This window comes from Rufibacter soli (assembly GCF_054781795.1).
Window position 1 is genome coordinate 1990862 of record NZ_BAAGTS010000002.1, and the last position, 18588, is coordinate 2009449.

An 18588-nucleotide genomic window follows, 5' to 3' on the forward strand; every position below is an offset into this window, starting at 1 on the left:
TAAATCTTTTGGCATTTCCCCTTTATTTAATATTTAAGGCCTTTTTTCCTCCCTTTCCCCAAATAGCACTCTGTTCCTCCTGAGAGCGTGAAACCGTCATTTTTATATATTTCAAGATTTCTATATAACAGTTTCTATATCAAAAAAATATATTTTTTAATATTTGCATGCGACTTGGATTTTTCTTTACATTTGGACAATTCTCTGTTGGGGCACTCCCAGGAAAATTGAACTTTACCTATCAAATTATACTTATGACCTTACTTTACTAACTTTAAGTATCTATGAAATCATCTACTTTCAAGAAAGCAGTATCGTTCTTTGCCTTGGCCTCAGCTTTCACTATGGCAGGTTGCCAGAAAGACGGAGTATTAGAGGAAACCGCCACTGCCCCGGTTACCCCAGCCTCCTCAGCCACCCTGGTGGAAGGCAAGTATATTGTTGTTCTGAAGAACGGTGGTCCCGAAGAATTAAGGGGACGGCTGCTGAAGAAACTAGGGATTAGCGGTGAGCGCATGAGCGACCTTGCGGGTGGCTTTACCGGCAAACTCTCCAGAGAAGAAGTTCAGCGCCTTCTGCGCGATGGAGACGTGGCCTTTGTGGAGCAGGAACAAGCCGTTATGTTGGGCAAGCCTACTAAGGCCCCTAAAGGTGGCGGATCTACAGATACCTCCACCGGCGGCACCACAGATACTTCTACTGGCGGTACTACCACAGATACCTCTACAGGTTCAACTACTACAGAAACTTCCTCTGGCACTACTACTACTGCCACCACTTCTTATCCTAACTCTACTCAGGTAATTCCCTGGAACATAGCCCGCGTAGGTTACGGTGATGGTACCGGTAAGACTGTTTGGGTAATTGATTCTGGCGTACAAACCAACCACCCAGACCTGAATGTAGATGTAGCGCGCAGCAAATCTTTCATTACCGGAGACGCTTCTATTGAAGATGGATATGGCCATGGAACCGCGGTAGCCGGTATAATTGGCGCCAAAAACAACGGCGAAGGCATTATTGGAGTAGCCGCAAACGCTTCTATCGTAGCCCTTCGGGTATTTGACAATACTGGTTACGGCACGCTTACCCGCATTTACTCTGCCTTGAACCACGTGTACCAATATGGCAAGCCTGGTGATGTAGTGAACATGAGCCTTGGGGTTTCTGCCTCTTCTATGCTGGATGACCTGGTGAAGAAAGTAGCCGCCCGTGGTATCTACGTAGCCGTAGCCGCCGGTAATAGCTCAGCTGACTGCTCTACTATTTCTCCTGCCCGTGTTATAGCGCCCAACGTGTATGTGGTGTCAAACATGACTTCCTTGTCAGCGTTCAGCCCTTATTCTAACTTCGGCCAGTCTGTAAACGTAGCTGCCCCTGGTACCGATGTGCAAATGACCTGGAAAGGAAGTGGCTACACCTATGGCAACGGTACTTCCTACGCTGCCCCGCACGTAGCTGGTATCCTGGCCCTTACCGGAAAAGTAAACAGCCAAGGTCTGGTGTCTGGTGACCCAGATGGCAAGCCAGATCCAATCGCTTTGAAATAACCTAAACAGGTTTAGTCATAATAAAAAGGCTCCCCTCAAATGAGGGGAGCCTTTTATGTTTTAAGGATATTTTAATTGCTGGAAGCTCCTACAACTTTCATTATTCCAACTTTTTGTTTCCAGGGTGTTTTTAAGAAAATAGGCTTAAACCACACTGCAGAATTCTACTTATAAATAGGATTATAATTAGCGGTATTTTAATTAGAGGCAGTCTCCTTATTGTACCTACCAATGGAAAGCCGAATCTTAAGGTAATCAATCTGGCCATCCAGAGTGTCATAGATAGGTTTCATGGCGGCCGTCTGCCCCGTTTTGAGAATGGCTTCCTTTACGCGCGCATATTCCCAGTCAGAAAGGTAGGGTTTCAGATCTACCTCATAGCCCTGCTGGTACAAGGTAGCTAGGTGCGAATAGATGGTGGCCAACTGCACCTGCCGGTTAACGGATATTTCTTCCGGAGACATTCCCTGCCGTAACATTTCATAGGTCACCAAATGCGTGGTGCCTTTCAACCTAACCTGTTGCTGGGTAGCTTGCTGGGAAAGGAAACCCAGGATGGAGTTGATAAAGATTTCGCCATACTGCTCATACTTTGCCTGCGCCACCCCAGAAATAGCCAGAAAGGCTGGCTTGTTGGTAGGTCTTAGCTCGGCAATTTCCTGGAGGGTATTGTCATTGAAAACTAGGTAAGGCGCAATATTCCTTTCGGTGGCCAGGTCTTTGCGGAGCTGGCGCAAATGGTCAAACAACGCCACGGCACCCGCACTGCGTGATTTCCCTTTGGCTCTTCTTTCTTTTTCCTCTTTGGGGTCAATTGCTTGGAATTTCACCAACTCCACGGTGCGCCCTTTGAACAACACTTCCTCGCTGGCATTGTTCAGTTTCAGGGCGCCGTGCTCGTCATAAGCCACTTCCAGGAAACCGCGGTTGATTAATTGGTGAATGTACCGCTGCCATTCCTGCGCCGGCACATCACGACCGGCACCAAAGGTCTTGAGTTTATCATACCCTCTGGACAGACTTTGCTGGTTCCTGGAACCGCGCAGAATATCCACCACCTGGGCAGAGGCAATGGTTTCTTTGGTACGCGCTACCGCCGATAATATTTTCTGGGCCAGTTCGGTTCCGTTGAAAGAAGTTGGCGGATTGTCACAGATATCGCAGCTGCCACAGTTGCCTGGGTATTCCTCCCCAAAATAGTGCATTAGGGTTTTGCGCCGGCAGCTGGTGCTTTCGGCGTATTGCTGCATGCGGTCCAGTTTGGCTAAAGACAAGGCCTGTTCCTTAGAGTTCTCGCCCTGCGTAATGATATCCCGTAGAGTCATCACATCTGCCAGGCTATGGAAAAGCAAGGCCTCGGCGGCGGCTCCATCGCGTCCTCCACGCCCTATTTCCTGGTAATAACTCTCCAGGTTTTTAGGCAGGTTGTAATGGATCACCCAGCGCACGTTAGATTTGTCAATCCCCATCCCGAAGGCAATGGTGGCGCACATAATCTGCACGTTATCCTGCAGAAAACGCTCTTGTACCCGGTCCCGGTCTTTCGCCGACAGGCCCGCATGGTAATAATCGGCGTTGTAGCCCTTTTCTTTCAGTTTGTTCGCCAGGGTCTCAGTGGCCTTGCGGCTTAGGCAATAGATTATCCCCGGCTGGAAAGGGCGTTCCTCAATAAAATCAAGGATAGCTTCCATGCGTTTCTGGCCGGGTTGCACCTGTAAGTAAATATTAGGCCGGTCAAAAGAGGAACTGAAGACCTTGGGGTCCTGCAGATACAGTTGGGTCAGGATATCGCGCTGGGTCAATTTATCGGCGGTAGCCGTAAGGGCAATTACCGGAACCTCTGGGAATTGAAGCTTCAGGTTTTTGAGTTGCAGGTATTCAGGCCTGAAATCATGGCCCCAGGCCGAGATACAGTGGGCCTCGTCAATGGCGAACAGGTTAATCTGCAGCCGCTTGAGAAAAGAGAAGAAGCCGGCAGAAAGCAATTTCTCAGGGGAGACATAGAGCATCTTTAACCGACCGTCAAAGCACTGCTGCTCAATTAACTGCTGCTCTTTGGTGGATTGGGAACTGTTGAGGTACCCGGCATTCACACCGTTCCCCAAAAGGGCTTCCACCTGGTCTTTCATCAAGGCAATAAGAGGAGACACTACCACGCTTAAGCCGGGCATTACAAGGCCAGGTACTTGATAGCAGATGGATTTTCCGCCCCCGGTAGGCATAAGCACCACCGTGTCACGCTTGGCTAATACGTTGGCAATGATATCTTCCTGACCGGGTCTGAACTGATCATACCCAAAATATAACTTCAGAACCTCCCTCGCTTCCCTTACTTCCATTTTTAAGCAGTTTTTACAAAAATACGCCAAAAACGCATCTTTTCCTTTCTATCCTATAAGCCTATAAACAAGAATAGCCCGGAAAAAGCTTCCGGGCTATTCTATTACGTTTACTTTGCTTGGTTATCCTACTACCGTGTCTATGATAGAGGTAACAATGGAAAGCACCAAGCTGAAAAGAATGGCTGTCAGAAGACCCGAGATCTCAAACCCATCCAATAAAAAGTCGGCGAGGTATAGAATGATGGCATTGATCACCAGTAAAAACAAACCCAGCGTTAAAAATGTGATAGGAATGGTGAGTAAAACCAGAATTGGCCGCACCACGGCATTTAACAAGGCCAGGACAAGGGCCAAAATAATAGCGGTGCCGATGCCATCCAGGTGAACCCCCGGAAAGAACTTGGCTAACCCAAAGGCTACTAGCCCCGTGATAATGATTTTAAGGATGAATCCCATAGTTTTAGGTGGTGTAGGTTACAAAGAAGCTTCTAATCTTTTCTGTGATACGGCCATCCAGTTACATAGTTTATAAAGCAACCGCGCCCCTACATTTCCATTCCACTCACTTTCACCGGGCGCTACTTCGCACAGGTCAAACCCAATGATTTCCCTCCCCGACTTAACTAAGGCTTTGATGAGGTAAACCGCTTCCTCAAACTCAAATCCACCTGGCACCGGCGTACCTGTTCCCGGGCAAAGTTTAGGGTCCAGACCATCTATGTCAAAGCTGATGTACACTTTCTGGGGCAGCTGCGCGATGATCTTCTTGCACTGCTTTTTCCAGGAAGCGCCTTCATACTGCTTAGTTTTGATCTTGCTGTCATAGAAGGTGGTGATTCTTCCGTTAGACTGGTCTACCAACTCGGCTTCTGCCTGGCACAGATCCCTGATACCCACTTGTACTAGTTTTTTCACCTGGGGTATCTTAAGGGCGTTAAACATAATAGACGCGTGTGAGTACGTGAAGCCTTCATAGGCGTCTCGAAGATCAGCGTGCGCATCTATCTGCAGAATACCGTATTCCTCATGTTTTTCCGCTAAGGCGTGCATAAAACCCAGCGGGGTGCTGTGGTCTCCGCCCAATACGCCTACTAGCTTTCCTTCCTCCAGGTATTTAAGAGTTTCCTTTTTAGACCATTGCAACAGTTCCTCTCCTTTTTTATTTACCTCCTGCAAAGTAGAAGCAAATTTATCTGTGGGTCCCTGGCTGCCTTGTTCCAACCAACCAATATATTCTTCGGTTTTGGCGCGCAGCCGTTGGCTTTCCTGGGCCCAATCGGCTGGAATAGTAGGCATGTGAATCCCCAAATGCCAGGCATCGGCTAATTCGGGGTCAAACAAGTCTAATTGTGGTGAGGCATCGCGTACGGCGGCGGGGCCTTCAGCGGTACCGGCATTATAAGAAACCGTTACTTCCCAGGGGATGGGGAAGATGACAATCTCAGATTCTTTCTCTGTGAAAGGAAGGCCAAACAAACCGCTTCCTAATTCCCCTACCCCGTTTTGGTCAAAGGCGGTAATCTTGGCGTGCTTAGAGTCGCACATGGTGGGCATGTTCATGTTCATAGTCTTAGGCGTTAGCAGAAAGCATTTCTTTTACAAAGTTAGGCAGGGCGAAGGCGGCCACATGCATGTCTTCATTATAGTAGCGCAACCCTTGGTTTTGGGAGAAGGATGCCGCTGCTTCCTGGTTGAAGTTTTTTGGGTGTACGTTTCCTTTGGAGCTGAAGGAGAAACTCCAGGTACCTGTAGGGTAGGTAGGGATGGCCGCCAGATAACAATGCACTTTCTCCTGCCCAAAAATAGATTTATACGTTTCGTAAATTTCCTTGAACACTTTAGCGTTGAACCTAGGCGATTCGCTTTGGGTGATCATAACGCCCTCAGAGGTGAGGCAACGGTGCACCTGGGCATAGAACTCAGCGGTAAAGAGTCCTTCGCCGGGACCCACCGGGTCAGCGGAATCTACAATAATGAGGTCAAAGGCCTCATCTGGGCAGTCCTGGATGTATTTGATTCCGTCTTCTACCAACAGGTTCAATTTAGGGTTCCCGAAGGCGCTGGCAATTTCAGGCAGGTGGAGTTTGCTAGCCTCAATCACCAGTTCATCTATTTCCACCAGTACCACTTCCTGGATACTTTCATGGCGCAGCAACTCGCGTACGGTGCCCCCGTCCCCACCGCCAATCACCAAGGCGCGCTTCACGTTGCCATGACTGAACACGGGCACGTGGGTGATCATCTCGTGGTACACGTACTCATCTTTCTGGGTACACATCACCATACCGTCCAGGGTGAGCATGTTGCCGTAGGCCAGAGTTTCAAACACCTCTACTTTCTGGTAAGGTGACTGCTTTTTGTAAAGTTGGTTTCCCGTGTGCTTTAAAGAAAGGGCAATGTTCTCGTCCCTTTCGGTGAACCAGACATCACGCGTGATAGTAGGCAAAGAGGCAACCGACTGGCCGGTATCCCGGGCTTCTACGGTAAAATCTGTGCGTAGCAACAGGCTTTGTTGTCCGCGCAGCAATTCCATAGAAGAGCCGTGACTGGCCTTAAAGGCTTCCTGAAGGTAGTTATAGGAAACCCAGGGGTTCACAGAATCTCCGCAGGTGAACAAATCTACCGCGGCATAGCCGTACTCTGGCCACGTGTGGATGGCCAGGTGGCTTTCCTGAATTACCACTACCCCGGAAACGCCATAAGGCGAAAAGTGATGGAAGGTGCTGTTGATCACCGTGGCCCCTGCCGTTTCTGCAGCCGCTACCATGCTGTTCTCAATGTGTACCACATCATTCATCAATTCTGGTGAACAGTTATAAAACTCTACCAGAATATGCCTTCCTAAAGCGTCCATAGGTAATTGGTTAGTTGTATCTTTTATTTCAGACGCGCAAAACAACAAAAAAGATACTGCAATGAAAAGGTATGCCGGATTTGCGTTTTAAGCCTGTTTTTCTGAAAACAGGCTTAAAACAGAAAAACGTGGGTTGGTGTTTTGGGGCAGTTTTTCTAAAAACAGGCTCAAAACGCCAGAATACCTATTTTTCTTAATGCAAAAGAGCCGCTTATTGCGGCTCTTTTGCATTAAGAAAAATCCTGATCAGGCTCTCCTTACTTTGTTAGAAAGTTATAAGACCTGATAATCTCCAGAATCTTTATAAAGGTATTGGTGTCAAAGAAAAGCAACAGCGGTAATTCTACCAATTGGTTGTAATTGTTGGTGAATTGGGTGATCACCGTGAATACCAGGGGCTGGAAAAGCGGGTGCTCTGTGAAAATCCCTTTCAAGGACTCTGCAATATCATGTTTAGGGGCCACAGGCGGAGAGCCGTAGATGTTGGCTTTTAAGATATTGGCCAGCTGGGTGACTAAGGCTCCGGTAATGATGTTGCTCACTTCCAACAACAGGGATTCCTGCATTTCAGAAAGCGGTTCATTGCCTTCTACCTTCATGCCCAGGCAAACATCAGAAAGCTGCTGCACATGTTTTTCTGAGAAAAGCATGAGCGTAGAGCCGTTCAGATCGCCTTTGATGTCTGACTGGATGATGGTATGTGAATTCTCATATGCCCGTACAATCTTCAGGAGTTCTTTGGCTTCCATTAACTGCAGATCAGGTACTTTCAGCAGTACCCGGTCTTTGGCAATGGCGGCAAACGAGTCTGCCGCACGGGCCAACCCAATGTTAAGGATCTCTTTAATGATATCCCGCTCTAGTTCGTTAACTTGAAGCTCCATGAATCAGGCATTAAAAATTAAATTTTCCATCTCCGCTTACTTTCTGGCAATAAAGTAACGGGTAATGGCGGCCACATCCAGCACCAGGCACACCTTGCCTGAACCCAGAAGGGTTACCCCCGCATAAATTTCAATCGTGTTCACCGGTTTGCTTAAGGTCTTGATCACAATGTCTTGCTGCCGTAACAGCTTATCAACAATGAGCCCCAGCTTGCGGTTGTTGTAAGTTACAATGATAATGTTTTGCTGGTACCCTTCCAGCTTAGATTTGTTACCCCTGTATTCACTTATATCAGAGTTGAACAGCTCTTTCAGGTACACCACCGTAATGGTTTCTCCATTAATATCGGCTACCAACAGGTCTCCCACCTCATGCAGCTCACTGGACGGAAGCGCGATAACAGAGTCTGTGTGCATAAGCGGAATGGCGTAGAAATTTTCTTCCACCTGGCACAGCAACGCTCCTTTTACCGCAATAGAAGTAGGCAAAAATAAAGTGAAGGTAGTGCCCTCGCCTTTCTTGGAGTCTACCTTTATCCGGCCGCCAATAGAGTCAATGGCATTTTTCACCACGTCCAGTCCCACGCCTCTGCCCGACACTTCAGTCACTTCTTTGGCCAGGGAAAAACCTGGTTCAAAGAGGTAAGATAAGACTTCCGTATCACGCAGGTCTTCTACGGCATCTGCCGATAAAAAACCTTTCTGGACAATGGCTTTTCTTACTTCCTGCTGGTCAATTCCTTTTCCATCATCGGTCAGTTTCAGGATAACCGTATCACGGTCGTTCTGCGCTGATAAGATAATATTTCCCTGCGGCGACTTTTTCTGCTTTTTTCTAACCTCAGCTTTTTCAATACCATGTGAAATGGCGTTGCGCATAAGGTGCAGCAAAGAGTCTGTGATAATCTGCAGGATATTACGGTCAATCTGAATATCCTGCCCAGAAATCTCCAGGTTTATTTCTTTTTTCTCGGCAACGGCTATGTCCCGCACAATCCTGGGGAACTTGTTGTATAGGGAACCCACGTTTACCAAACGGGCATCCATAACGCTGTATTGCAACTCCTCCGTAATGCGGTAGAGGTGCGCGCTTACATTTTTAAGATCGTCATGGTCCAGTTCCTTGCTGATAGAGAAAATACGGTCCCGGTCAATGATCAACTCTCCTACCAGGTTCAGCAAGTGATCCAGCTTCTTGATCTGGATATAAATCAGGTCTGAAAGCGAGAGGTTCTTAGTGGTATAATACTTCTGCACTTTGGAGAGCTCAGAAGTATTATCAGTCAGGGAGTTGACGATAATATCCAGGTTGCGCAGTAAAGCTGGACTTGGCTCTACTTCTTTGGTGCCGTCAATGTTGGTGATCATTTCCCCCAACATATCTATCCCGTCAAATAGCACCGTCACCACCTCGTCACTAAAGACCAGTTCCTTGTTCCGGATCATCCCAAACGCCGTCTCCAGCTTATGGGACACGTCTGCAATGGTTTCGTACCCAATGGCCTTGGCGTTGGCTTTCAGGTTATGCAACAACCTGAAAATCTCGGCCAAAACTTGTTCGTCTTCGGGGCTTTTTTCTAAGTCACTGATGTGCCGGCTAAGCGCATCATAGTATTCCAGTGCCTCTGCGATGAAGATCTCTTTGTACTCCTGTTCTCTTCCCTTCATCCTATGGCTATCCTTTGGAGCATATGGCTTCTGTGGCGATCAGCCACAAACCGGTTTATAATAGAATTAATTTGGCCAAGAGCAAATTCCCCGTTTACCGCGCCACTTTCCACGGCGGCCTTAGCCATGCCGTAAATAGAGGAAGTGGCCTCATCCTGGGCAATGACAATACCGCCCTGCCTGATAATTTCCTTGGCTCCCAAGGTTCCATCCTGGCCCATTCCGGTCATAATCACTCCTAGTACCTGTTCCCGAGCGCATTTAGCGGCAGAAATCATGAGTTCATTCACGGATGGCGAGTCTAAGGTTTCTGATTTTTCCACCTCCAGAGAAAGCAGATTCGGCCAGAAAGGATGAGGGATAACCCGCATATTGTTTCCGCCCGGGGCGATGACAATGGTTTGGGAAGCCAACACCTTTCCCTGAACACCCTCTTCCACCTTCCATTTGGTCAATTTCTGTAACCGCTGGGCAAGACGCTTGGTGAATTTTTCGGGCATATGTACCGCTACCAAAATAACGGCCGGCTGCTGGAGGGTTAAGTCTTTGATAAGGTATTCTATAGCTGTAGAGCCTCCGGTGGAAGCCCCCAACACGATTACGCTTAAAGGACCCTCCGGCACTAACCCAGAAATTAAATCACTGGCAGGTTGACGCCAAGAGTAGGATGCAGTTGCCTTACCACTAATTTCCTCAACGGGCTTGACCATGGTATGCAGGCCAGCCAATTCACGTAGCTTATTTAACAAACCTGTTTTACAAGCCTCCTTTGTTTGGAAAGCCTCCTTTTCTCCAGGCCCCTTTTGACGGAAAGATTGTATCCCTTCCGGATGGGAATAAATGGAACGGGTTATTTTGGGAGAACCCATCAATAACAAAGAGGATCCTTCTCCATATAAAGGCGTAAAAGCAGGCAACTTTCCGCTCATGGTTAACCCTGCCTGCGTCACAATTAAATCAGGGTAAGAAGCGACTGCTTTCAATAGCAGTTCTTCTTTAGTTTGGGCGGTCTCCACCACTTCCAGAAAAGGCACGGCATCTATCATGCCGGAAAGCACCAATCTGGAGCGCACGGAAGTGTCACCCACTAAAACCCTGATTTTATTTTGCTGCGTTTGCTGCACTTGTAACGATAGTCCGGTAGTGAGGGTACTTGATTAATCTTCTTTGAACGCCTGTTGTAAGGCTTCCAAAACTTTATCTTCTGAGAAAGGCTTGATAATATACTGCAGCGCCCCATACTCAGCGGCCTCGTTCATGATCACTTCCTGGCCAACGGCACTTACAATCACTACCTTAATATCGGGGTTATCTTGTTTGATACCTTTCAATACATCTAAACCGGTATTGTCTGGCAATATCACGTCTAAGGTAACCAGGTCCGGAATTTTCTCTTTCGCCATTTGAATAGCGGTTTTTCCGTCTGGGGCTTCGCCTACCACGTCATACCCCGCATCTAGCAGCATGTTTTTCAACATAGTGCGCATGTAGAAGGAATCATCTACAATCAGTATTCTTTTTTTATCTGTAATTTCCATAAGATATGTTTAGGCTATGAGCACTATGATTTTAATTCAAGCACTTCTTCTGAAGTAAGGATTTTATAGATGTCCAGTACAATGATCAGGCGTTCTTCATACTTGCCAATTCCTTCAATGAAGTTCTCATTGATGTTGACGTCCTGAATGAAAGAAGGCGCCTTATCTATGCTGGAGACCGGTAAGGAAAGTGATTGCGGCACCTCCCTTACAATGAATCCCATGGTATAGTCCTTGGCTTCAATGACCAGCGTATACGTATGCGCTTTGGCCGGGCCCTGGGCAGGAGCTATTCTAAAACGCTCCTCCAGGTCCATGATGGCTATAATATCCCCTCTAATATTAGAGACTCCTTTTATAAAGGATGGGGTTTTTGGCATGCGGGTGATTTCAGGGGTAATGGTTACCTCCTTCACCTGGTCAATGCGCACCCCGTACTCCTCGTTGCCTAGTTTAAAGACAATAAGGTGTACTTTAACCTCTAAAGCGGTCTCTTTCTTATCACGTATATTCTGTGATTCCATTACTCCTGACCTCTGGTTTTAGTATTCTTTTTCACGGTTGCCTTTTTGGTCTGGTCTTCTTCCGTGAAGTCATCACCGGTAAAGGCGCGTCTTCTGTTTTGAGGGACAGCTGTCAATTTACGGGCATTCCGGTTAGGAAATACAAGGTTGCCGTTCACAAGTTTAAAGGCAGAAATACTCACCTGCAGGTCATCGGCAATGTCATTCAGGCGCTGGCTGGAAGAGGTAAGCTCTTGCATGGAAGCCGACAGTTGCTTGGCGGTTCCTGCTACCTGCTGCGTACCAGAGGCTGTTTGCTCGGCAATGGCTACCACTTCTTCCACATACTTCACAACGTCACCAATGGAGGTTTTCTGCACTTCCGTAGACACCAATATATCCTGGGCACTCCGGAGCGTCTCACCACTGGAGGTAGCAATGTTCTTGAAGGCGCCGGATGCCTCAAACGTGGCATTCTTTCCTTTCAATACACGGCCTTCCATGGTCGCGATCGCCGCGGCGGCTGAGGAGGTATCTTTCTTTACATCATCTACCAGGGTAGCAATCTCACTCGCAGATTTCCGGGAGCCTTCGGCCAGTTTCCGGATTTCTTCGGCTACTACCGCAAACCCGCGGCCTGCCTCTCCTGCTCTGGCTGCCTCAATGGCCGCATTCAATGCAAGTAAGTTGGTTTGGGCGGCAATGTCAGTGATTACCCCGAGTGATTTGGAAATCTCCTGGCTGCGGGTGCTTAGTACTTCAATGGTTTTAGCGGTCAGGGCGGCAGAAGAAGAAATCTCCTCCATGTTGCGCACCACCTCGGCCACTGTTTTAAGACCCAACTGGGAAGTTTCCTCTCCCATTACCGCTGACCGGTTCACCACATCTGCTTTGTTAGCCGTTTCCTTGGTAGCCTTCATGATTTCTTCAATCAGTTTGAAGGCCTGGTCTGTTTTCAAAGCTTGGTTTTGGGCACCTTCTGCCATTTGTTGCATGGCCAAGGCTACATCTACCGTTACCCGGTTCATCTCCAACCCTTTAGCTGCCATCTCTTCAGATGAGCTACCTACAATCAGGGAAGAATCATTGATTTCACCAAGCAGGGCATTCAGGTTTTCAACGGCCAGGTTCAAAGCATTGGACATGGCCAAGATATCACCAGCAGTATGGATTTCCACTTTTTGAGTAAGATCACCCTCGGAGATGGAACGCACTACTCTAGATACTTCCAGTACCGGTGTTACAATAGACTCTAAGAGGTCATTCAAAGTATCAACCAGTTCTTTCCAGCTTCCAGACACACCATGCACGGTGGCACGCTCAGTCAGTTTTCCTTCCACCCCGGCTACTCTGGCCACCCGGCTAACTTCACCCGCTAAGCGGTTCAAGTCTTCCACCATGCTGTTGATGGTGTCTGCCAGGTCAGCTAATTCGCCTTTGGCTTGTAGGGTCAGTTTCTGGGTTAAGTCTCCTTTAGATACTGCGGTTACTACTTTCACAATACCACGTACCTGCGTGGTCAGGTTAGACGCCATTACGTTCACATTGTCCGTGAGATCTTTCCAAACCCCGGCTACGTTCGGCACTTTGGCTTGTCCGCCTAGTCTACCTTCAGTACCCACTTCTAACGCCACACGGGTAACCTCACCGGCGAAGATATTCAGTGAGTCCACCATCTGGTTCAGGTTGTCCTTCAACTCAGCCAGCTCACCGCGAACGTTCACCGTGATCTTCTGAGTCAAGTCACCTTTCGCCACCGCAGTCGCTACGTTGGCAATGTCCCGCACCTGCAGCGTCAGGTTAGACGCCATGGTGTTTACATTATCTGTCAATGCTTTCCAAACCCCGCCTACGTTAGGCACGGTGGCTTGGCCACCTAACTTACCTTCAGTACCCACTTCAAGGGCCACGCGGGTAACCTCACCAGCGAAGATGTTCAGGGAATCAACCATCTGGTTCAGGATGTCCTTCAATTGAAGAATCTCTCCTTTCACGTTTACGGTCATTTTCTGGCTCAAGTCCCCTTTCGCTACGGCCGTTGCTACGTTGGCAATATCCCGTACCTGAGAGGTAAGGTTAGAAGCCATGGAGTTCACATTGTCAGTCAATGCTTTCCAGGTTCCAGCAACGTTAGGCACAGAAGCCTGACCACCTAATTTTCCTTCGGTTCCCACTTCAAGGGCCACCCGGGTTACTTCCCCGGCGAAGATGTTGAGGGAGTCCACCATCTGGTTTAAGATGTTCTTCAGCTCCAGGAGTTCTCCTTTTACATCTACCGTGATCTTCTGGGTTAAATCACCTTTCGCTACCGCGGTCGCCACGTTTGCGATGTCCCGCACTTGCAGCGTCAGGTTAGACGCCATGGAGTTCACGTTGTCGGTCAATTCTTTCCAGGTACCGCGTACTTTTGGCACAGACGCTTGGCCGCCCAATTTACCTTCGGTTCCTACTTCCCTAGCCACACGGGTCACCTCATCTGCGAAGATGTTGAGGCTGTCCACCATCTGGTTCAGGTTATTCTTCAATTCGGCGAGTTCGCCTTTTACATCTACTGTGATCTTCTGGCTCAAGTCACCACGGGCAACCGCCGTGGCCACATTCGCGATATCACGCACCTGAGAGGTAAGGTTACCGGCCATGTAGTTCACATTCTCAGTCAGGTCTTTCCAAACCCCACCTACGTTAGGTACATTGGCCTGGCCACCTAAGATACCCTCGGTACCCACTTCACGGGCAACCCGGGTTACCTCACCAGCAAAGATGTTCAATGAATCCACCATTTGGTTGATGTTCTCTTTCAATTGGAGCATTTCTCCCCGAACATCTACCGTAATTTTCTGGCTTAGGTCACCACGGGCAACTGCCGTGGCTACGTTAGCGATATCCCTCACCTGGCTGGTCAAGTTACCGGCCATGTAGTTTACATTATCAGTTAAGGCTTTCCAGGTACCGGCCACGTTTGGCACAGAGGCCTGGCCGCCTAATTTACCTTCAGTACCTACCTCAAGAGCCACCCGGGTTACCTCACTAGCGAACGAGCTTAGCTGGTCAACCATGGTATTGATCACGTCCTTGATCTGCAGGATCTCTCCGCGCACATCCACGGTGATCTTTTGGGTCAAGTCGCCATTGGCGATAGCGGTCGCCACCTTTGACACGTCACGAAGCTGCACCGTCAGGTTGCCCGCCATCGCGTTCACGTTATCGGTCAGGTCTTTCCAGGTGCCGGCCACGCCTTTTACCTCGGCTTGGCCACCTAGTTTACCTTCGGTACCCACTTCACGGGCTACCCTGGTTACCTCGCTAGCGAACGAGCTCAGCTGGTCAACCATGGTATTGATCACGTCCTTGATTTGCAGGATCTCGCCCCGCACGTCAACCGTGATCTTCTGGGTCAGGTCACCGTTGGCAATGGCGGTCGCCACCTTTGACACGTCACGAAGCTGCACCGTCAGGTTGCCCGCCATCGCGTTCACGTTGTCGGTCAGGTCTTTCCAGGTGCCGGCCACGCCTTTTACTTCGGCTTGGCCGCCCAGTTTACCTTCGGTACCTACTTCCAAGGCCACCCTTGTTACCTCACCGGCGAATACGTTCAGGGAGTCCACCATTTGGTTGAGGTTGTCCTTCAACTCAGCAAGTTCTCCTTTTACATTCACCGTGATTTTCTGGCTCAGGTCACCCAAGGCCACCGCAGTGGCTACGTTGGCGATGTCCCGCACTTGCAGCGTCAGGTTTGACGCCATGTAGTTCACATTGTCCGTCAGGTCTTTCCAAACCCCGCCCACATTTGGTACGGATGCCTGGCCACCTAACTTACCTTCGGTTCCTACCTCTCTTGCCACCCGGGTTACCTCGCCGGCGAAGATATTGAGGCTGTCCACCATCTGGTTTAGGTTGTCCTTCAGTTGAAGGAGTTCCCCGTTAACATTTACTGTAATTTTCTGGCTTAAGTCGCCACGGGCAACGGCCGTAGCTACGTTAGCAATATCACGTACCTGGCTGGTCAAGTTACCGGCCATGTAGTTCACATTATCAGTCAGGTCTTTCCAAACCCCGCCTACATTCGGAACTGATGCTTGTCCGCCCAATTTCCCTTCGGTACCAACCTCCAACGCCACGCGGGTTACCTCCCCCGCGAAGATATTTAGGCTGTCCACCATTTGGTTCAGGTTGTCTTTCAACTGAAGGAGCTCGCCGTTCACGTTCACCGTGATCTTCTGGCTGAGGTCCCCTCTTGCCACGGCCGTGGCTACGTTGGCAATGTCCCGCACCTGCAGCGTCAGGTTAGACGCCATGGAGTTTACGTTATCAGTCAGTTCTTTCCAGATACCGGCTACCTTTGGCACGTTGGCCTGGCCACCCAGTAATCCTTCAGTTCCTACCTCACGTGCTACCCGGGTTACCTCATCTGCGAAGATGTTAAGGCTGTCCACCATCTGGTTGAGGTTGTCCTTCAGTTCGGCTAGCTCTCCTTTTACATTAACGGTGATCTTCTGGGTCAAATCGCCTTTCGCTACTGCGGTCGCCACATTGGCAATGTCACGGAGCTGAGAGGTCAAGTTAGAGGCCATGGTGTTCACGTTGTCCGTGAGGTCTTTCCATACCCCGCCTACGTTCGGCACTTTTGCCTGACCACCTAGTTTACCTTCGGTACCCACTTCACGGGCTACCCGGGTAACCTCATCCCCGAAGATGTTCAATGAGTCCACCATCTGGTTGATGTTTTCCTTCATCTGGAGCATCTCCCCTTTCAGGTCCACGGTTACTTTCTGGTCCAGGTTACCCTGGGCCACCGCGGTGGTTACTTTTGCAATGTCCCGTACTTGAGAAGTCAGGTTAGAGGCCATCGCGTTTACGTTATCGGTTAGTTCTTTCCAGATACCGGCTACGTTAGGTACAGAGGCCTGTCCGCCCAGTTTCCCTTCGGTACCCACTTCAAGGGCCACTCGGGTTACCTCACCGGCAAACAGGTTCAGGTTATCAATAGTACGGTTAATGGTTTCGGCCATGACCTTGAAGTCACCAGACACAGGAATCTGGAACGTCTCATCCAGGTTACCCCTAGAGATGTTCTTCAATACCTTGCCTACCTCCAATACCGGAACGGCGATGGAGTCTACCAGGCCGTTGATATTGTTGATCATGTCTTTCCAGAAACCAGAGGCGTTCTCGGCAGAGGCCCGGGCTTTCAGGTTCCCCTCTACCCCGGCTACTTTAGAGATACGGGACACCTCGCCACCTACCCCACCAATCATCTCCACCATGGAGTTGTAGGCTTCGGCTATCTCTGAGAAAATATCATTATTCTGTTTGGTCAGACGCACCGAGACGTCCCCTTTCTTAAAGGCGTCTAAGGCATATAACACCCGATTCAATTGCTCATTGATATAGTCAGAGCCCTGGATCAGGATGTTCTCGCGGGGGGTATTGCTTTTGCGTGCCTGGTCATTAGCGCCCACCACTAGCGTCTTCTCCCCGTTCTCGTCTGCTCTCACAAGTTCTTTCGCTACTCCTCTGGTTTTAGGTCCTGTGGCTTTCACCGCTATCTCTTTCCCATTTTCCATCGCCTCACTCTCAGGAGCCACCTCAACAGATTTCCGAACCGCCTCTGCTATCGTCGCAGAAACGGGCTGTTCCTCTGGCGCCGCCTCCGTAACTGGAGGGGTGGTGCTTGTTGGTTGCTCAGCAGGCGTCTCTGCCTCTGTTTTCCCAATCAGCTTATCCTTGTTGAGTTTTAAGTTTTTACCTAAAGCCATCTTATTCTTTGATTGAAGAGCGTTATTATATTTAAAAGCCTATATCTGGCCCAAATAGATTATTTCAAGGGTTTGCAAATCAAACCACCATGCAATTTACAAAAAAATACCCTATATATTCTAGCGTTCTGGCTACCCCAAGGAGATAAATTCTTTTGCCAGGGCCAAGTAGTCTTTAGCCCCATGGGAAGAGGCGTCATATTCTAAAACACTTTGCCCAAAAGACGGGGCCTCGGCCAATTTCACGTTTAACCTAACCCGCTGTTGGAAGATGTATTCCTCCAGGTTTTCCTTCAGATATTCCTCAATTTCCGTGCTCAGCTTCCGGCGTTTGTCATACATCACCACCACTATACCCTTTACTTTGAGAGCAGGGTTCCAAGTAGTCTTGATTTGCTGAACCGTGTTTAAGATTTGGCCTAGTCCCTGCAGGGTGAGCACTTCCATTTGCAGCGGAATAAGCACCTCTTGGGACGCTACCAGGGCGTTTACCGTTAACAGAGAAAGAGAAGGCGGGCAGTCTATCAGGATATAGTCAAAATCTGGCAGGTCTTCCATTAGACGTTTCAGAAACTGCTCCCGCTCCGGTTGGTTTACCAGGGAAATCTCTATATCCACCAATTCATTGGAACCAGGCGCCACAAAAAGGCCGTCTCGTTCCTGTATACAATCTCCCAATTTCTGGCTTCCGGAAAAGACATCGGCTAAGGTGGCGGCGGGTTCGGTAATCCCTAAAGAATAGGAAAGGTTGGCTTGCGGATCTAGATCAAGTAACAAAACGCGTTTACCCAGTTTTTGGAGGGCGCTTCCTAAATTTATGGTAGTGGTGGTTTTACCCGTGCCTCCTTTTTGATTGATCACCGATACGATGGTTGCTGCCATAGGTTACGTAAAATGGAATAAATATTTTGCTGGTTTCCAGCGCTGCTAAACTACACAATTTTTCACCGGTCTATTAGCTGTTTTAAGCCCGTTTTGCGGAAAATAGGCCTAAAACAGGAAAGGTCTATCCCTCAAAAGCCAGGTGCAGTTTGCAGGTACCAGCCCGCAGGCCCGACCAGGAAAAACCCGGAAAGTGCAGCCACATGAGATTTCCCTGTTGGAAAGATAGAGGGATATGGGTTAACTGGGATGCCAACGCACTAATGGACGGATTGTGGGCAATGACCAGTAAGGTGTCAACCTCTTCCTCCACTTGCTGAAGGAGGTGGTGGAGGTCTGTCTCAGAGTTATCATAGATGGCCCGCTCCAGTTGTATAGGTACCCGTTGCTCCAGGCTGCTCAGTACGGCCTGGGCCGTCATTTGTGTGCGGGTGGCGGTGCTGCAGAGTACCAGTTCCGGCACCAGGTGGTGGCGCTTGAGCCAGAGGCCGGCTTCTCCAGCCTGCCGTTCCCCAAACAGGGTTAGCTCCCGGTCATGGTCTAGTTGGCCCGGCGTTTTGTCTGCCGTGGAGGCATGCCGCATCAATAGAAGATTCTTCATTGGCTAATAC

At 49.1% G+C, this 18588-nt stretch carries 13 protein-coding genes; 1 reads left to right on the forward strand and 12 read right to left on the reverse strand.

The window, feature by feature from the left end; all coding sequences use genetic code 11:
- Nucleotides 1–284 precede the first annotated feature (284 nt).
- Nucleotides 285–1550 carry a S8 family peptidase gene (locus ACYVJQ_RS10225; RefSeq protein ID WP_460892975.1) on the forward strand — a complete coding sequence of 422 codons (1266 nt, stop codon included), beginning with the start codon at nucleotides 285–287 and terminating at the stop codon, nucleotides 1548–1550.
- Nucleotides 1551–1747: 197 nt separating this feature from the next.
- On the opposite strand, the gene recQ is transcribed toward ACYVJQ_RS10225, so the two are convergent.
- The 12 genes from recQ to ACYVJQ_RS10285 all read right to left on the reverse strand — a co-directional run bounded on the left by recQ (nucleotide 1748) and on the right by ACYVJQ_RS10285 (nucleotide 18578).
- On the reverse strand, nucleotides 1748–3889 hold the full coding sequence (gene recQ / locus ACYVJQ_RS10230) for a DNA helicase RecQ (RefSeq protein ID WP_460892976.1): 2142 nt from the start codon (nucleotides 3887–3889) through the stop codon (nucleotides 1748–1750).
- Between the two features lie 123 nt (nucleotides 3890–4012).
- Nucleotides 4013–4348: a phage holin family protein gene (locus ACYVJQ_RS10235; RefSeq protein ID WP_460892977.1), complete on the reverse strand. Its 336-nt coding sequence runs from the start codon at nucleotides 4346–4348 to the stop codon at nucleotides 4013–4015.
- A gap of 18 nt (nucleotides 4349–4366) precedes the next feature.
- Nucleotides 4367–5458 carry an agmatinase family protein gene (locus ACYVJQ_RS10240; protein ID WP_460892978.1) on the reverse strand — a complete coding sequence of 364 codons (1092 nt, stop codon included), beginning with the start codon at nucleotides 5456–5458 and terminating at the stop codon, nucleotides 4367–4369.
- A 4-nt stretch (nucleotides 5459–5462) separates the two neighbouring features.
- The gene (gene speE / locus ACYVJQ_RS10245) at nucleotides 5463–6746 is read right to left on the reverse strand and encodes a polyamine aminopropyltransferase (protein WP_460892979.1); all 1284 of its coding nucleotides are present in this window, start codon (nucleotides 6744–6746) and stop codon (nucleotides 5463–5465) included.
- A gap of 257 nt (nucleotides 6747–7003) precedes the next feature.
- Nucleotides 7004–7630 carry a chemotaxis protein CheC gene (locus tag ACYVJQ_RS10250; protein WP_460892980.1) on the reverse strand — a complete coding sequence of 209 codons (627 nt, stop codon included), beginning with the start codon at nucleotides 7628–7630 and terminating at the stop codon, nucleotides 7004–7006.
- A 36-nt stretch (nucleotides 7631–7666) separates the two neighbouring features.
- A complete protein-coding gene (locus ACYVJQ_RS10255) occupies nucleotides 7667–9298 on the reverse strand; it encodes a chemotaxis protein CheA (protein WP_460892981.1) in 1632 nt (543 codons plus the stop codon).
- Nucleotides 9295–10422, reverse strand: a complete 1128-nt coding sequence (locus ACYVJQ_RS10260; RefSeq protein WP_460892982.1) for a chemotaxis protein CheB — start codon at nucleotides 10420–10422, stop codon at nucleotides 9295–9297. The genes ACYVJQ_RS10255 and ACYVJQ_RS10260 overlap by 4 nt, the downstream gene beginning before the upstream one ends.
- A gap of 33 nt (nucleotides 10423–10455) precedes the next feature.
- On the reverse strand, nucleotides 10456–10836 hold the full coding sequence (locus ACYVJQ_RS10265) for a response regulator (protein ID WP_460892983.1): 381 nt from the start codon (nucleotides 10834–10836) through the stop codon (nucleotides 10456–10458).
- A 23-nt stretch (nucleotides 10837–10859) separates the two neighbouring features.
- Nucleotides 10860–11360 (reverse strand): chemotaxis protein CheW, encoded by a 501-nt coding sequence (locus ACYVJQ_RS10270; RefSeq protein ID WP_460892984.1) that lies wholly within the window; start codon nucleotides 11358–11360, stop codon nucleotides 10860–10862.
- Nucleotides 11360–17095 (reverse strand): HAMP domain-containing protein, encoded by a 5736-nt coding sequence (locus ACYVJQ_RS10275; RefSeq protein ID WP_460892985.1) that lies wholly within the window; start codon nucleotides 17093–17095, stop codon nucleotides 11360–11362. The genes ACYVJQ_RS10270 and ACYVJQ_RS10275 overlap by 1 nt, the downstream gene beginning before the upstream one ends.
- Before the next feature lie 132 nt (nucleotides 17096–17227).
- Nucleotides 17228–17977: a ParA family protein gene (locus ACYVJQ_RS10280; protein WP_460892986.1), complete on the reverse strand. Its 750-nt coding sequence runs from the start codon at nucleotides 17975–17977 to the stop codon at nucleotides 17228–17230.
- 124 nt (nucleotides 17978–18101) lie between these two features.
- Nucleotides 18102–18578, reverse strand: coding sequence for a SixA phosphatase family protein (locus ACYVJQ_RS10285; protein WP_460892987.1), 477 nt, complete (start codon nucleotides 18576–18578; stop codon nucleotides 18102–18104).
- Between the last annotated feature and the right edge of the window lie 10 nt (nucleotides 18579–18588).

Coding starts and splice junctions, on each gene's coding strand:
- ACYVJQ_RS10225 (WP_460892975.1), top strand. CDS start 285: ATGAAATCATCTACTTTCAAGAAAGCAGTATCGTTCTTTGCCTTGGCC.
- recQ (WP_460892976.1), bottom strand. CDS start 3,889: ATGGAAGTAAGGGAAGCGAGGGAGGTTCTGAAGTTATATTTTGGGTAT.
- ACYVJQ_RS10235 (WP_460892977.1), bottom strand. CDS start 4,348: ATGGGATTCATCCTTAAAATCATTATCACGGGGCTAGTAGCCTTTGGG.
- ACYVJQ_RS10240 (WP_460892978.1), bottom strand. CDS start 5,458: ATGAACATGAACATGCCCACCATGTGCGACTCTAAGCACGCCAAGATT.
- speE (WP_460892979.1), bottom strand. CDS start 6,746: ATGGACGCTTTAGGAAGGCATATTCTGGTAGAGTTTTATAACTGTTCA.
- ACYVJQ_RS10250 (WP_460892980.1), bottom strand. CDS start 7,630: ATGGAGCTTCAAGTTAACGAACTAGAGCGGGATATCATTAAAGAGATC.
- ACYVJQ_RS10255 (WP_460892981.1), bottom strand. CDS start 9,298: ATGAAGGGAAGAGAACAGGAGTACAAAGAGATCTTCATCGCAGAGGCA.
- ACYVJQ_RS10265 (WP_460892983.1), bottom strand. CDS start 10,836: ATGGAAATTACAGATAAAAAAAGAATACTGATTGTAGATGATTCCTTC.
- ACYVJQ_RS10270 (WP_460892984.1), bottom strand. CDS start 11,360: ATGGAATCACAGAATATACGTGATAAGAAAGAGACCGCTTTAGAGGTT.
- ACYVJQ_RS10275 (WP_460892985.1), bottom strand. CDS start 17,095: ATGGCTTTAGGTAAAAACTTAAAACTCAACAAGGATAAGCTGATTGGG.
- ACYVJQ_RS10280 (WP_460892986.1), bottom strand. CDS start 17,977: ATGGCAGCAACCATCGTATCGGTGATCAATCAAAAAGGAGGCACGGGT.
- ACYVJQ_RS10285 (WP_460892987.1), bottom strand. CDS start 18,578: ATGAAGAATCTTCTATTGATGCGGCATGCCTCCACGGCAGACAAAACG.